The sequence below is a fragment of the Lysobacter avium genome, assembly GCF_015209745.1.
In the GTDB taxonomy this organism is placed as follows: Bacteria; Pseudomonadota; Gammaproteobacteria; order Xanthomonadales; family Xanthomonadaceae; genus Novilysobacter; species Novilysobacter avium.
Map to the genome: position 1 here is coordinate 659,882 of NZ_CP063657.1, position 15,302 is coordinate 675,183.

The following is a 15,302-nucleotide window of genomic DNA, read 5'->3' on the forward strand; positions in this document are numbered from 1 at the left end:
CGCGCGGCCTGCCACATTCAGCGGAAGAATCCCAATGACTGCACTGTCCCCCAATCCCTCCGGCGTGCCGGTGTCCCAGACGACCGACCATCTGCCTTCCAGCGCGCTGGTCCAACAGGCCGACCAACTTTCCGCCGACGTGGTCCGGCCCATGCCCGGCTCTCGGAAGGTGCACGTCCCGGGCTCCCGCCCCGACCTTCGCGTGGCGATGCGCGAGGTCGTGTTGGAACGCACGCCGACCGCTTTCGGTGGTGAGGACAATGCGCCGCTGGCGATCTACGACACCTCCGGCCCCTACACCGATCCCGACGCGCGCATCGACCTGTCCGCCGGCCTGGCGCCGCTGCGCGCGGCCTGGATTGCAGATCGTGGCGACAGCGAAGTGCTGGACCGGTTGAGCTCCAGCTTCGGCCGCGTGCGCGCAGACGATGCCCGCCTGGACGCGGTGCGCTTCGGCAACCGTCCGCTGCCACGCCGCGCGGTTGCGGGCGTCAACGTCACCCAGATGCACTATGCGCGCCGCGGCATGGTCACCCCGGAGATGGAATACATCGCCATCCGCGAAAACCAGCGGATGGACGCGATCACCGAGGCGCACCTGCTTTACCAGCACCCCGGACACAGCTTCGGCGCCAACATCCAGAAGCGGATCACCCCGGAGTTCGTGCGCGACGAGGTCGCCCGCGGCCGCGCGATCATCCCGTGCAACATCAACCACCCCGAGAGTGAGCCGATGATCATCGGCCGCAACTTCCTGACCAAGGTCAACGCCAACATCGGCAACTCCGCGGTGTCCTCCGGCATTGCCGAGGAGGTGGAGAAGCTGGTCTGGGCGATCCGCTGGGGCGCCGACAACGTCATGGACCTGTCCACCGGCAAGTACATCCACGAGACCCGCGAGTGGATCATCCGCAACTCGCCTGTGCCGATCGGCACGGTGCCGATCTACCAGGCGCTGGAGAAGGTCGACGGCCGCGCCGAGGACCTCACCTGGGAGATTTTCCGCGACACGCTCATCGAGCAGGCCGAGCAGGGCGTGGACTACTTCACCATCCACGCCGGCGTCCTGCTGCGCTACGTGCCCCTTACCGCGAAACGCGTCACCGGCATCGTCTCCCGTTGCGGCTCGATCATGGCCAAGTGGTGTCTGGCCCACCACAAGGAGAGCTTTCTCTACGAGCACTTCGAGGACATCTGCGACATCATGAAGTCCTATGACGTGGCCTTCAGCCTCGGCGATGGTCTGCGTCCCGGTTCGATCGCCGACGCCAACGACGCCGCCCAGTTCGCCGAGCTGGAGACCCTTGGCGAGCTGACCCGGATCGCCTGGAAACACGACGTGCAGACCATGGTCGAGGGGCCCGGACACGTGCCGATGCACCTGATCAAGGAAAACATGGACAAGCAGTTGGAGTCGTGCGGCGAGGCGCCGTTCTATACGCTGGGCCCGCTGACCACCGACATCGCGCCCGGCTACGACCACATCACTTCGGCCATCGGGGCGGCCATGATTGGCTGGTACGGTTGCGCGATGCTCTGCTACGTCACGCCAAAGGAGCACCTGGGCCTGCCGAACAAGGAGGACGTGCGCGAGGGCCTGATGGCCTACAAGATCGCCGCCCACGCCGCCGACCTGGCCAAGGGGCATCCCGGCGCGCAGGCGCGGGACAACGCGCTGTCCAAGGCGCGCTTCGAGTTTCGCTGGCAGGACCAGTTCAATCTCGGTCTGGATCCGGATCGGGCGACGGAGTACCACGACGAGACCCTGCCCAAGGATGCCCACAAGTCCGCGCACTTCTGTTCCATGTGCGGGCCAAGCTTCTGCTCGATGAAGATCACCCAGGACGTGCGCAACGAATTCGGCGGCAAGGCTTCCGTCCCCGACAACGATGACAACGCGCATAGGGACAGCCAGGAGATTGCCGAAGGCATGGCGGAGAAGGCAGCCGAGTTCCGTGCCGCCGGCGGGGAGATCTACTCCAAGGTGTAACCGGGGCGCCGGGCAATCGCGCAGGGCGGTTGTCCGGCATGCGCACATCGCGTAAACGGCGGCGCGCGCCGGGTGTTACCGTTTGCCGGATGAAGCCCCCCGATTTGCCGACCCTGCCGGTAGTGGACTTTGGGCATATGGTGAATTGGCTTCGCACCCGGATAATCGTGCGTATTCATGTTGCCGCCTGACGCGTCCCCCTCGCCTGAAAGACTGCGCATTGGTCAATGCACGGTCGACGTCCTGTCGCGCGAAATCCACGCGCCGGGCGCGCGGCGCCCGTTCCGCGTGACGCCCAAGGCAATGGCGGTGCTGCTGGTGCTGGTGGACAGCGCGGACCGGGTGGTCAGCCGCGAGACGCTTCTGGAGCAGGTCTGGCCGGACACCCTGCCCAGCGATGACGTGCTGACCCAGGCGGTGACCCAGTTGCGCAAGGCCTTCCAGGAAGTGCGCAGCGACCCGCGTTACATCGAGACCATCGCCAAGGGCGGCTATCGGCTGCTCGCCAGCGTTGAGAACCCTGGCCAGCAGACTTCCCCCGTTGAAACGGGCGACAAGGCTGGTGCGGAGCCGGTGGTCGACCCGTCTGTCGCGCCGAACCCGGTGGCGGTGGAGCCGGTCGTGGTCGCAGATGACCCATCGGACGTACCGGCCCCGCAGCCGCCGACACCGACTGTTTCGGACCCCGCGAAGGCACCGCCAAGCACTGGACCCGACGCGATGCGTGCCGCAAACAGGACGCAGCCACGCTCGGCATGGCGCGGCTGGCCGCTCCTGGCAGCGGCATTTCTGATACTCGCATTGGCCCTTATCGCTGTGTGGTGGCTGACCGGCCGGCAGACATCACCAACGGTCGATCGGAATTCGGCAAATGCGCAACCGCAGATCACCGGTCGGATCGAGCCGTTCCTGATCACCTCCGCGCCCGGATTCGAACTGGCGCCCACGCTCAGTCCCGGCGGCGGGCTGGTGGCCTACATGGCCATCCCGCCGGGCCAGCGCAACATCGCGATAATGATGCAGACCACCGCCCCGGTCGCCCCGCGCCAGTTGACCTTCCCCGAAGGCATGGCCGAGGACTCCTCCCCCCAGTGGTCGCCCGAAGGCCGTGACATCGCGTTCCTGCGGATTACGCCGGGCGAGGACTGTCGTTTCATGGTGGTACGCGCGACGGGGCGCGGTGAGCGCACCGTGGGTACCTGTGATCCCGACCGACAGCCTGATTTCAGCTGGACGCCCGAAGGCGATGGTTTCATCCTGGACCACGGCAGCGGCCCCGGATTGCAGGTGCTTGATCTGGCCAGCGGCGAACTCCGCGCCATCGAGTACGACGCCGACCCCGACCGCCTTGACTCGTCCCCGCGCTACTCCCCGGATGGCCGGTGGATCGTATTCCTGCGCAATGCACCACTGGCTGACTTCTGGCGCATTCCCGCCGCCGGGGGCAACGCCGAACGCCTGACCCGGATGGGCGGTGAGATCCTCGGTTGGGAGTGGCTCCCAGACAACAGCGGGTTCGTGTATGCGCGGCGGAGCGAAGGCGTCAGTCATCTTTTCCACTTCGATATCGCCAGCGGCAATCACGTCGACCTCGGCGTCGAGGATGCCGAGCAGCCCGCTGTCGCCCGTAACGTGGCGTCCATCGCCTACGTTCTGCGCCACGCCCGATTCGGCATCTATCGCTTCAGCGGCACCGGCGAGCAGATAGGCGGTCGCCTTTTCGCCTCGTCAGGGCGTGACCGCGTACCGTCGATCGCCCCTGACGGTCGCCAGCTGGTGTTTGCCTCCGACCGCGCCGGTCCCTTTGGCTTGTGGTGGGGCGATGTCGAGGACCCCGCATCGCTCCGGATGCTGGAAGGCATACAGCCCGACTCACGTCAGCCGGCTGCGTGGTCCAGCGACAGCAAGCGCGTCGTGCTGGTCGGCAGCCAGCGCGGGGCGCCGCCGGGCTCGGGAGACCCCGGGGTGTTCGAGGTGTTTACCGACAGCGGCCGCATCACCCGCCTGCCGGTGCCGGTCCGCGAACCCGTCCAGGTGGCGTTCGCCCCGGGCCCTGGCGGGCCGGATCAGCGCCTCCTGGTCCTGGCCGACCGCGGCGACGGCCGGCTGCGCCTCAGCCTGTTCGCTGACCCGGAACGTCCGGATGCACCGCTGGCCAGCGTGGACGACGTGACCCGGATACAGGTGGATGCACCGCGCGACCGCGTCATTTTCTCGCGCCTGGGCGATTCCGGCCTGTGGCAGGCGGATCCCGATCTTCGACCTGAAAGCATCCGGCCAGTGCAGTTGCAGGAAGGACTGGCACGCTGGCAACACGCCTGGGCGGCCGCCGGCGACGGTGGCACCTATCTGGTCAGGCGTACCCCCGGCTGCCAGTCGCTGTTGATTCACGACCGTGGGGGTGACGGACGGGAGGTCTGCCTGGACGCCGATCGTCGTGCCGCCACCCGCGCCTTCACATTCAACCCGCGCAGCGGCCAGTTGTTCATCACCCTGGCCGAGGTCGACGGCGGCGATATCGGCTTCGCCACGCTGGACGGGGCCGAATAGAAGGACGTTCGCCGTTCAGCAAGCCATTGAAATTCAATGGTAAATTGCTTTCGGAGTTTTGTCGTCAGCTGATTCGGCACAATTTCGTGCAAGTTTTTGCAAACCCACGGAACTCTTCGGGCCGATCAGGCAAACATGCCGGCCTTGTTAGGCACGTTGTCCAGGAGTTCAAGATGGAAAGTCTGGTGTGGGCTGACCGCGGTCAGCAGTTGCAGGTAGAGCCGTCCGATAACGAAGCACAGGTCCGTTGTATGGGCGCGTCGCGTCTGGGCAGCCTGCAACTGCCGCCAACCATCTATTCCATCTGGGTCCAGGTGCGCGGTAGCTCCTGGGTCGAAGCGCGGGAGGGCAAGTTCCGCCTTCGCCGCGGCGACTGGATCGCCTTCGAGCGCGACTCCCGCCCCAGCATCCAGTCCGACCGCCATGGCGTGTGCATCGGACTCGGACTTGGGGCGGAGATGCTGCAGGCCGCCAGCGAAATGGCCGAGCCGGGTCTCTATCCGGGCCGCGGCCACCTGCAGCTGCATGAGGCGCGCATGTTCCTCGATCTGTGGCGCTCCGCCGTCCGTCGTCTGGAGGCCGCACCGACGCTGAACACCGCAGCCACGATCGGAGCCATGCGCCCGTTGCTCCTGAAGCTGGCGTCGATGCAGAGCGAGATGAGCGCCAACATCCCCATGTGTCCGGGTCGGTCACGCCGACGCAAGCGCCAGGTGTTTGGACGCCTTCAGCGCGCGCACATGTACCTCTATGGCAACCGTGATCGGGTCGTGCGCATCAGTGAACTGGCGGAGCTGACCAGCTTCTCCAGCTGGTATTTCTCCAAGACCTTCCATGGCCTGTACGGCGAAAGCCCGCAGTCGGCATCGGCACGGATGCGCCTGGAGCAGGCCGCCGAAATGCTGCGCGACAGCCAGATGATGGTGGGGGAGGTCGCCGCCGCGTCGGGCTTTGACAACTGCTGCAGCTTCGCCCGGGCGTTCCGGGCGCGTTACCAGACCTCGGCGACCAGCTACCGCAAAGCAGCCACCCTCACCGGGAGGGCAGGATCGGCAAAGTCATAGACCGTCCAGGGCAAAGCAGCGAAGGGGTTTGGGTCGTAGCGTGTTCGGGGCGTTTAACACGCCCATAACGTTATTGGAGATAGACCCCGATGAATTACCGCAATCTGCGCCCCGCGCTGCGTCTCGGCATGCTGCCGGCCGCTGTCGCAGTGGCACTTGTGCCGGCCATTGCCGGCGCACAGGAAGCCCCGGCTTCCCAGGCCACCACCCTTGACCGCATTGAAGTCACCGGCTCGCGTATCCGCCAGGTCGACGTCGAGACCGCACAGCCGGTCCTGATGATTTCGCGTGCAGACATCGAGAACCAGGGCTTCAGCTCGGTCGCCGACATCCTGCAGAACATCTCTGCTGCCGGTTCTCCTGCGTTCAGCCGCGCCTCGCCGCTGACCGCCAACCAGGAAGCCGGTGGTTCGTACATCGACCTGCGCAATCTGGGCGCCCAGCGCACCCTGGTACTGATCAATGGCAAGCGCCTGGGCATCAGCACCAGCGGCTACCAGGACGTCTCCACCATTCCGTCCGCCGTTGTCGAGCGCATTGAGGTCCTGAAGGACGGCGCGTCCTCGATTTATGGCTCCGACGCGATTGCCGGCGTGATCAACATCATCACCCGCAGCAACTTCGACGGCGCGGAAGTCAATGCTTATTACGGCCAGTACGGCCAGGGCGACGGCACGGTCCAGAACTACGACTTCGTTACCGGATTCTCCGGCGATCGCGGCTCGGTCACCATCGGTGCCGAGTACCATCAGGAAGACGAAGTCTGGGCCAAGGATCGCTGGTTCTCCGAGGACACGCGTCCGGGCTATCCGAGCGCAAGCCTGACTACTGTTGGCCAATGGGGTAACTGGTACGACGAAGCCACTGAACAGTGGATGGCGCCTGATCGTGGCAGCAATGCCATCGGCGCCGGTAACTTCCATCCGCAGACCTCGGCCGACACCAGTCGCGCCTCGGACCAGATGCATCTGCGTACCCCGCAGGAGCGTCGCTCGCTGTTCGCCAGCGCCAACTGGGAAATCACCGACAACATCCGTTTCACCAGCGACCTGGCCTACAACCAGCGCGATTCGTTCCGCCAGATTGCCGGCTACCCGATGCAGTCGGCGGCGTTTGATACGCCGATGTCTGGCGACAGTGCCTTCAACCCGGTTCCAGGCACCGATATCGACTGGCGCCGCCGCGGTTGGGAAACCCCCCGTACCACGCAGAGCGATCTGACCACCTGGCGTTTCACCGCAGCCATTGAAGGTTCGTTCCAGCTGGCCGATCGTTACTTCGACTGGGACGTGGGCACTCTGTACAACGAGACCAACCTCACCACCACGAACAACGGCAACTTCTACATCCCGAATGTGGCCAATGCCGTGGGTCCGTCGTTTGTCAATGGTCAGGGCAATGTCGTTTGCGGCACCCCCGGCGCCGAAATTGCCGGTTGCGTGCCATGGAACCCGTTTGCGGGCTTCGGCACCGGTGCGGTCGCCAACTCCCTCGACGACCCGAACGTGATCGGCTACCTGTTCAAGGAAGAGCACGCCACCGGCTCGACGCAGACCAACAGCTACTTCGCCAACCTGGCGGGCTCGCTGTTCACGCTTCCCGCTGGCGACCTTGGCTTTGCGATCGGCTACGAGACCCGCAAGGAACAGGGCGGATTCTCACCGGACGCGATTGCACAGACTGGTGACTCGACCAACCTCGCGTCCGGCAACACCTACGGCCGCTACACGCTTGACGAGTTCTACGGCGAGCTGAGCATTCCGGTGCTGGCTGATGTCGCGTTTGCCAAGGAGCTCACCCTCAACGTCGCAAGCCGCTATTCGGACTACGACAGTTTCGGTGACACCACCAACAACAAGTTCGGCTTCAAGTGGCGTCCGTTCGACGACCTGCTCGTCCGCGGAACCTGGGCTGACGGCTTCCGTGCCCCGACCATCAGTGACCTGTACGGCGGCGGTTCGCAGACCTTCACCACGAACTTCAGCGATCCGTGCGACAGCATCTACGGTGCCGCACGCGGCAGTGCACGATGCCTGCAGGACGTTGCAGCGAACTACCGCCAGTTGAAGCAGGGCTTCATCCCGGTGGACAGCGAAGCGGATCAGACTCCGGTGCCGTTCACCAGCGGCTCCAACCCGAACCTGCAGCCTGAGCTGGCCAAGTCCAAGACCATCGGATTTGTATACAGCCCGAACTACGTGCAGGGCCTCAGCGTTGGCCTGGACTGGTGGAACATCAAGATCACCGATACGGTGGTTTCCGATAGCCCCAACCAGATCCTGCGTGACTGCTACATTGCCGGGATCGAGTCGCGCTGCAACAACTTCAGCCGCGATCCGGTGCTGGGAATTGTCACCGACCTCACCTACGGCATGCGTAACGCCGGCTACACCGAGACCGAAGGTTTTGACCTTGATGTCGGGTATCGGATGGACACGGACTACGGTCGGTTCGGCCTCAACTGGCAGTCCACTTACGTCAGCAAGTACGAACAGCGGCAGACGGATGACGTTGACGTTGTGCCCTCCCAGTACAACGGATTTGGTAGCAACTTCCGCGTGCGGTCCAACGCCAACCTGAGCTGGTCGCAGGGTGACTTCAGTGCGTCGTGGGGCATGCGCTACTACTCCGGGACGAAGGACAACTGCTATCTGGATCGCTGCAATATTCCGCAGTACCAGGCTCCGGACACCAACGGCAAGATCGTCAAGTACAACCGCGTAGGCGGCTCGACGTTCCACGACGTTCAGGTCGGTTGGAAGGCTCCGTGGAATGCGAAGGTGTCGATCGGTGCGAACAACGTGTTCGGCCATTACGGCCCGATCATGCACAGCCAGCCCAACTCGAACTTCGCGTACTACGGCGGCTACGACATCGGTCGCTTCATGTACCTGAAGTACCAGCAGAACTTCTGATCGGTTCATTGACCAGTTGAGTAACAAGGAAAACGGCCCCGGTAACGGGGCCGTTTTTCATTGGTGGGATCGAGGCGGCTGGCTCGCCGGTTCCGGTTCCGGTTCTGTGCGCCATTCCCACTGGGCAGCGCGGCGCGCGGATTTGCCACGCCGTATCCTCGCGCGCTGCAACCAAAAAAGCCGCCTGTCCGGCGGCTTTCGTCCACTTTCGAAGGACGCGGATCAGCGCGCAGGCGCGCCCTCTACGTCCGCCTGGTGACGCTTCATCGCATCCACCAGCACGGCCTTGGCCTCGGCGGCGTTGCCCCAGCCGTCCAGCCGGACCCACTTGTCCTTCTCCAGATCCTTGTAGTGCTCGAAGAAGTGGCCGATGCGCTCGCACCAGTGCGGGCTCACCTGGTCGATGTCGTGGATGTGGGCGTAACCGGCGAACACCGCGGCGACCGGCACCGCGAGGATCTTCTCGTCCTTGCCGGCCTCATCGCTCATGTTGAGCACGCCCACCGGGCGGCAGCGGATGACCGATCCCGGGATCAGCGGCAGCGGCAGGATGACCATCACGTCCGCGGGATCGCCATCCCCACACAGGGTGTTGGGCACGTAGCCGTAGTTGCACGGGTAGCGCATCGGCGTGGACAGGATGCGGTCGACGAAAATCGCTCCCGATTCCTTGTCGACCTCGTACTTCACCGGCTCGGCATCCTTCGGGATTTCGATGATGACGTTGATTTCTTCCGGTGGATTGTCGCCGGTGGTGACGTGGTCCAGACCCATGATTGCTCCAGGAGGTAGGGCGTCGGTTGCGACGCCGGGAAAGCCGGCCATTTTACCCGTCCAGCTGCTGCGATGCAGCAACGGCAATGCTGCCGGCACTTCAAGGGATTTTTTGGTTTGGCGGCCGGATCGCCCTCGGGTATGCCCCAGCTTGGCGCGCTCCGTACCAGTGCGTATCTATAGGGCAAGTCCACTGAACCGGTACCTGACATGTCCCTGTCGCTCAACCCGTCCGCCACCCAGTCCCACACCGATCCGCGCCTGCAGTCGAACGACTACTGGAACAACCCTGCCGAGCGTGAAGCCGCGCCGCCGACCTGCGTCTCCACCGCCGATCCGGTGGGCGAGGGAAAGGGCAAATCGGCCGATGCGGTGGAGATCCAGGGCAGCTCGCGTGGCAAGCCGTTGCCGCCGGACAGCACGCCGGACGGCAAGACCGTCGAGCGCGCCGAGATCCACAAGGGAGAGCAGGTCGAGATCACCCGCGAGCAGACCATGGCCGACGCCGGCTACGGCCGAACCTACGTCAGCAGTGACCAGCTGGTGCTGACCACCGGCGCGGGTGATGACCGAGTCAACGTCGGCCAGCGCGACGACGGGACCCTGGATGTCACCGTCAACGGCGAGCAGTACGAGATGCGTCTGGGCGAAAGTCAGGAGCTGACCATCCGCGCCGGTGCCGGTGACGACGTGATCTGCGTAGCCCCAAACGTCAAGGTCAACATCGTGGTCGACGGCGGCGATGGCAATGACTTCATCCAGACCGGCGCGGGCGATGACCGCATCGACGGCGGCGCCGGTGACGACACGATCATTACCACCGGTGGCCGTAACGACATCTTCGGCAACAGCGGCAATGACACCATCCACGGCGGCGGCGCGGTCGACGTGATCCACGGCGGCGATGGCGATGACACCATCCACGGCGGCGCGGGCGACAATTTCATCGAAGGCGGAGCGGGCAACGACGTCATCCACGGCGGCAACGGCAACAACATCATCTCCGGCGGGCGCGGCGACGACGTGATCCGCAGCGGCACCGGCAACGACGTGATCTACACCGGCTCGGGCAAAAACAAGGTCGACACCGCGGGCGGCAACAACGTCATCCATGCGCAGTCGGTGGGCAACGTGATCAATTCCGCCACCGCAGCCAACGACACCGTGGTGAACGTGGAGATCGACCCCTCGCTGGGCCAGAGCATCAAGGTCGAGGGCTCGGAGGCGTTCACCCAGCGCATCGGTGCGGAGCTGGACATGCTGCGCGCCTCGCCAGTCGGGCAGAAGATGCTGGCCGAGTTCGACGCGGCGGCCGAGAAGAAGGGCAACGTCGTCACCATCCGTGAGCTCGCCAGCGAGCAGAACGGCTACGCGCAGACCTTCAGCCGCGACGCGGACATCGTCAACGGTCGCGCGGGTGCTGGCGGCAACGTGACCATCAGCTACAACCCGAGCTTCCACATGGACGCCTTCCCGACCCCGATCGGCGTGCTCTACCACGAGATGTCGCATGCCTATAACGGTGTCACCGGCACCTTCCAGCCGGGTACCTATCGCGGCGAAGGCCCGGATTCGGGCAGCGTGCCGAACGCGGAGCGCCAGGCGGTTGGTCTGGAGACCAGCGCTCCCGCCTTCGACTTCGACGGTGATCCGTCCACGCCGCCCACCACCGCCAACCCCCATCATCTGACCGAGAACGGCTTCCGTCAGGAGCTGGGCTTGCCGGACCGGCCGAACTACACCCTGTAAGATCGGGCCAAACGCGGAGTCTGCATGACCAATCTTCGTAACGGCCGACCCCTGCCACGATCGACCACTGCGGCGGCCCTCGCCGCAGTGGTCGTGTTGGCAGCGGGTTGTGCGTGCGCAGCGACGCCGGCAGTATCGGGTGTCGTGGGGCCGACCCAACCGGCTGGCGTGGTCGACCCATCCTCGAAAGCTCCGGAGCCTGATTCAATGTCTGCAAGCCGCGCCGTCAGCACCGAAGCCACTGGAACCCTCGCGGCTGTGAAAGCCAGCTTCGACTATTCGCCATCGGAGCGTTTGTTGAAGGTGGCGTACCGGATCGACAACGCCAGCGATGCACCGCTGGCCGTGTTTGATCGCGGCGATCGCCACGCGGTGCTCTCGCGCCAGCACGCCGCGGGCGCGGTGCCGACACCGTTCTTCGCCGTGGACGAGGAGGGCGGCGTCACCATCAGCCACGAAGCCTTGCCGTTGCCGACGCCGGCGCCGACCTCTCCGCCGACGCCGTTGGCGGCCAAGGTGGCCCCAGGGGCCAGCATCGAAGGCAGCTTCGAGTTCGCACTGCCGATGTCGCTTGAAGGCGACCGGCTGCGCTGGTGCGTGGGCGTCGCGCCCTTCACCGAAGCTGATTTCAGCGCGGGAGAGAAGGCCGCCGGCATCGACCTGTGGCGTGCCTCGTTTGCCGTGGTGGAGAGCCAGCAACGCCTGTGCACGGCGTGGTTCGATCTGGAGCGTGGCGCGTTTGTGGAGTCCTCGCGCTGACGGTCCACGCGGCAATCCAGTGAACGCCGCCCAGGAAAAAGCCCCGCCGAAGCGGGGCTTTTTTTTACTGCTTTACGCAGTTACGCGCGACCGCCCATCAAAGCAGCGGCACCATCAGAAGGGCCACGATGTTGATGATCTTGATCAGCGGGTTGATCGCCGGGCCGGCGGTGTCCTTGTACGGATCGCCGACCGTATCGCCGGTCACCGCGGCCATGTGGGCCTCGCTGCCCTTGCCGCCGAAGTTGCCGTCCTCGATGTACTTCTTGGCGTTGTCCCAGGCGCCGCCGCCGGTGGTCATCGAGATCGCCACGAACAGCCCGGTGACGATGGTTCCGATGAGAACGCCCCCTAGTGCCACAGGACCCAGTACGAGTCCCACCACGATTGGCACCGCGACAGGAAGCAGTGACGGCAGGATCATCTCCTTGATCGCCGACCTGGTCAGCATGTCGACCGCGCGCGAGTAGTCCGGCCGGGCGGTGCCGGCCATGATCCCGGGGATCTCGCGGAACTGGCGGCGGACTTCCTCCACCACCGCACCGGCCGCGCGGCCGACCGCCTCCATCGCCATCGCACCGAACAGGTACGGAATCAGGCCGCCGATCAGCAGGCCGATGATCACCCGGTAGTCGGACAGGTCGAAGGTGAAGATCTCGCCCGGATTGTGGGTCTGCAGGTTGTGCGTGTAGTCGGCGAACAGCACCAGTGCCGCCAGCGCGGCCGAACCGATCGCATACCCCTTGGTCACCGCCTTGGTGGTGTTGCCGACCGCGTCCAGCGGGTCGGTGATGTCGCGGACCTCCGGCGGCAGGTCGGCCATCTCGGCGATCCCGCCGGCGTTGTCGGTGATCGGGCCATAGGCATCCAGGGCGACGATCATGCCCGCCATCGAGAGCATCGCCGTTGCCGCCGTCGCGATGCCGTACAGGCCACCGAGCATCTGGCAGGCCCAGATCGCGGCGCACACCGACAGCACCGGCCAGGCGGTGGACTTCATCGAGATCCCCAGCCCGGCGATGATGTTGGTCCCGTGGCCGGTGGTCGATGCCTGCGCGATGTGGCGCACCGGCTTGTACTGGGTGCCGGTGTAGTACTCGGTGATCCAGACGATCGCGCCGGTGAGCGCCAGCCCCACCAGCGCGCACAGGTACAGGTTGATCGTGCCGCCGCTGAAGTCGGCCATCAGGATCGTGGTCACCGGGTAGAACGCGATCGCCGAAAGCACGGCCGACACGATCACCCCCTTGTACAACGCGCCCATGATCGAGCCGCCAGCCTTCACCTTGACGAACAGCGTGCCGATGATCGAGGCGATGATCGACACGCCGCCCAATACCAGCGGATACAGCACGCCATTGGGGCCGACCTGGTCCACCATCAGGTAGCCCAGCAGCATCGTGGCGATCACCGTCACCGCGTAGGTCTCGAACAGGTCGGCCGCCATGCCCGCGCAGTCGCCGACGTTGTCGCCGACGTTGTCGGCAATCACCGCGGGGTTGCGCGGGTCATCCTCGGGAATCCCGGCCTCGACCTTGCCGACCAGGTCCGCGCCCACGTCCGCACCCTTGGTGAAGATGCCGCCGCCCAGCCGGGCGAAGATCGAGATCAGCGATGATCCGAACGCCAGCCCGATCAGGGCGTGCAAAGCCGGCTCGCCGACGATGCCCCTGCTGGCCAGCAGCAGCCAGTATCCCGCCACGCCGAGCAGGCCCAGTCCGACCACCAGCATGCCGGTGATCGCACCCCCACGGAACGCCACGTCCATCGCCGGACCGATGCCGCGCCTTGCGGCCTCGGCGGTTCGCACGTTGGCACGCACCGACACGTTCATTCCGATATAGCCGGCCGCGCCCGACAGGATCGCGCCCAATGCGAAACCGCCCGCCGTCCACCAGCCCAGCATCAGGGCGATCAAAACGAACAGGACCACCCCGGCAACGGAGATGGTCAGGTATTGCCGGTTGAGATACGCGCGTGCGCCTTCCTGGATCGCCCCCGCGATCTCCTGCATGCGTTCGTTGCCGGCGGGTTGCGCGTTGATCCAACGCGCCGAGATGATCCCGTACAGGATCGCGATGACAGCGCAGCCAAGCGCCAGGTACAGACCGTAATGCTCCAGCATGAACTCCTCCCCAGATAGAAGTGGACTACGTGGAATTTCCGATTGCCCCGCGACTATGGCACAGCGTGAAACCCCTTATTCGTGCCAGGGCGCAAGCAATGCGGGTACGGCCACGTTTTTCAGCGTGACGTACCTGGGTAACCCGTCCGCGCCATACGGCGGCGGCGCTTCGCCGTGGATCAGCGGGCCGAGGTAGGCCCGCGCCTTGGCGGTAATCCCATAGCCGTCGCGGCGGATGAATCCGGCCGGCAGGGTTTTTTCCTTGTTGGCGATCTTCGACAAAGGCGCGGCTTCCACTTTCCAGCGGTAGGGCGCATCGGCGGTGCGCACGATCACCGGCATCATCGCGTTCATTCCGTCCAGCGCGTACTCCACCGCGGCGGTGCCAACGGCCTGCGCATGCTCCAGATCGGTCTTGGACGCCAGGTGCCGCGCAGAGCGTTGCAGGTAGTCCGGCAGCGCCCAGTGGACCTTGTAACCCAGCGTGTCCTGCACCCGTCCGGCCAGGTGCGAGGCGACGCCGCCAAGCTGCTTGTGCCCGAACGAATCGGTGCGACCGCCCGCGTCGGCGATGAACCTGCCATCGGCGTCGCGGATGCCTTCGCTGGCAACCACCACGCAATAGCCGACGCGCTCGACGGTGGCTTTCACCTTGGCCAGGAAATCGGCCTCGTCAAAGGTCCGCTCCGGCAACAGGATGAGATGGGGCGCCTGGTCGGGACCTTCGCCGGCCAGCCCGGCCGATGCGGCCAGCCAGCCGGCGTGGCGGCCCATCGCCTCGTAGATGAAGACCTTGGTGGAGGTCTCCGCCATCGCCACGACGTCCAGTGCGGCCTCGCGCACCGACACCGCGGTGTATTTCGCCGCCGAGCCGAATCCGGGGCTGCAGTCGGTCAGTGCGAGGTCGTTGTCGATCGTCTTGGGCACGCCGATGCAGTGCAGCGGGTAGTCGTACTCGGCGGCCAGGCGGGAGACCTTCAAGGCGGTGTCGGCCGAATCGTTGCCGCCGTTGTAGAGGAACCAGCGCACGTCGTGGGCGCGGAAGACGTCGATCAGGCGCTCGTACTTCGCCCGATCCTCTTCCAGCGACTTGAGCTTGAGCCGGCACGAACCGAATGCGCCGCCCGGGGTGTGGGCGAGGGCGCGGATGTCGGCGATCGACTCTTTGGAGGTGTCGATGAGCTGCTCGCGCAACACGCCAAGGATGCCGTCACGCGCGGCCAGCACCTTGACCTTGCGCTTGCGCGCGGTCTGGATGACGGCCGAGGCGGTGGCATTGATGACGGCCGTGACGCCGCCGGACTGGGCGTAGAGCAGTGTTCCAGAAGGCATGGGGATTCCAGGAATATGAATGCCGGCGGCCGGCAAGGATGCGT

At 65.2% G+C, this 15,302-nt stretch carries 9 protein-coding genes; 6 read left to right on the forward strand and 3 right to left on the reverse strand.

Going from position 1 to position 15,302, the window contains the following annotated elements:
- Window positions 1-34 precede the first annotated feature (34 nt).
- From thiC to INQ42_RS02970, 4 genes are all read left to right on the forward strand, one after another.
- A complete protein-coding gene (gene thiC / locus INQ42_RS02955; RefSeq protein ID WP_194035070.1) occupies window positions 35-1,990 on the forward strand; it encodes a phosphomethylpyrimidine synthase ThiC in 1,956 nt (651 codons plus the stop codon).
- Between the two features lie 177 nt (window positions 1,991-2,167).
- Window positions 2,168-4,540 carry a winged helix-turn-helix domain-containing protein gene (locus tag INQ42_RS02960; RefSeq protein WP_194035071.1) on the forward strand — a complete coding sequence of 791 codons (2,373 nt, stop codon included), beginning with the start codon at window positions 2,168-2,170 and terminating at the stop codon, window positions 4,538-4,540.
- Window positions 4,541-4,713: 173 nt separating this feature from the next.
- On the forward strand, window positions 4,714-5,604 hold the full coding sequence (locus INQ42_RS02965; protein ID WP_194035072.1) for a helix-turn-helix domain-containing protein: 891 nt from the start codon (window positions 4,714-4,716) through the stop codon (window positions 5,602-5,604).
- An 89-nt stretch (window positions 5,605-5,693) separates the two neighbouring features.
- A complete protein-coding gene (locus tag INQ42_RS02970) occupies window positions 5,694-8,519 on the forward strand; it encodes a TonB-dependent receptor plug domain-containing protein (RefSeq protein WP_228062604.1) in 2,826 nt (941 codons plus the stop codon).
- A 222-nt stretch (window positions 8,520-8,741) separates the two neighbouring features.
- On the opposite strand, the gene ppa is transcribed toward INQ42_RS02970, so the two are convergent.
- Complete coding sequence (gene ppa, locus INQ42_RS02975; protein ID WP_194035073.1) at window positions 8,742-9,293, reverse strand: inorganic diphosphatase; 552 nt, start codon at window positions 9,291-9,293, stop codon at window positions 8,742-8,744.
- Window positions 9,294-9,503: 210 nt separating this feature from the next.
- Here ppa and INQ42_RS02980 point away from each other — a divergent pair, with 210 nt between their 5' ends.
- Together INQ42_RS02980 and INQ42_RS02985 are read left to right on the forward strand one after the other, a co-directional pair.
- Window positions 9,504-11,042, forward strand: a complete 1,539-nt coding sequence (locus tag INQ42_RS02980; RefSeq protein WP_194035074.1) for a M91 family zinc metallopeptidase — start codon at window positions 9,504-9,506, stop codon at window positions 11,040-11,042.
- Window positions 11,043-11,249: 207 nt separating this feature from the next.
- Entirely contained in the window at window positions 11,250-11,801 is a 552-nt protein-coding gene (locus INQ42_RS02985; protein ID WP_194035075.1) for a hypothetical protein, read from the forward strand.
- A 97-nt stretch (window positions 11,802-11,898) separates the two neighbouring features.
- Here the strand turns inward: INQ42_RS02985 and INQ42_RS02990 are convergent, their stop codons facing one another.
- Together INQ42_RS02990 and INQ42_RS02995 are read right to left on the reverse strand one after the other, a co-directional pair.
- Window positions 11,899-13,926: a sodium-translocating pyrophosphatase gene (locus INQ42_RS02990; protein ID WP_194035076.1), complete on the reverse strand. Its 2,028-nt coding sequence runs from the start codon at window positions 13,924-13,926 to the stop codon at window positions 11,899-11,901.
- 75 nt (window positions 13,927-14,001) lie between these two features.
- Window positions 14,002-15,258: a 6-phosphofructokinase gene (locus INQ42_RS02995; RefSeq protein WP_194035077.1), complete on the reverse strand. Its 1,257-nt coding sequence runs from the start codon at window positions 15,256-15,258 to the stop codon at window positions 14,002-14,004.
- Between the last annotated feature and the right edge of the window lie 44 nt (window positions 15,259-15,302).

Coding starts and splice junctions, on each gene's coding strand:
- INQ42_RS02980 (WP_194035074.1), top strand. CDS start 9,504: ATGTCCCTGTCGCTCAACCCGTCCGCCACCCAGTCCCACACCGATCCG.
- INQ42_RS02970 (WP_228062604.1), top strand. CDS start 5,694: ATGAATTACCGCAATCTGCGCCCCGCGCTGCGTCTCGGCATGCTGCCG.
- INQ42_RS02965 (WP_194035072.1), top strand. CDS start 4,714: ATGGAAAGTCTGGTGTGGGCTGACCGCGGTCAGCAGTTGCAGGTAGAG.
- INQ42_RS02960 (WP_194035071.1), top strand. CDS start 2,168: ATGTTGCCGCCTGACGCGTCCCCCTCGCCTGAAAGACTGCGCATTGGT.
- INQ42_RS02990 (WP_194035076.1), bottom strand. CDS start 13,926: ATGCTGGAGCATTACGGTCTGTACCTGGCGCTTGGCTGCGCTGTCATC.
- INQ42_RS02995 (WP_194035077.1), bottom strand. CDS start 15,258: ATGCCTTCTGGAACACTGCTCTACGCCCAGTCCGGCGGCGTCACGGCC.
- thiC (WP_194035070.1), top strand. CDS start 35: ATGACTGCACTGTCCCCCAATCCCTCCGGCGTGCCGGTGTCCCAGACG.
- ppa (WP_194035073.1), bottom strand. CDS start 9,293: ATGGGTCTGGACCACGTCACCACCGGCGACAATCCACCGGAAGAAATC.
- INQ42_RS02985 (WP_194035075.1), top strand. CDS start 11,250: ATGTCTGCAAGCCGCGCCGTCAGCACCGAAGCCACTGGAACCCTCGCG.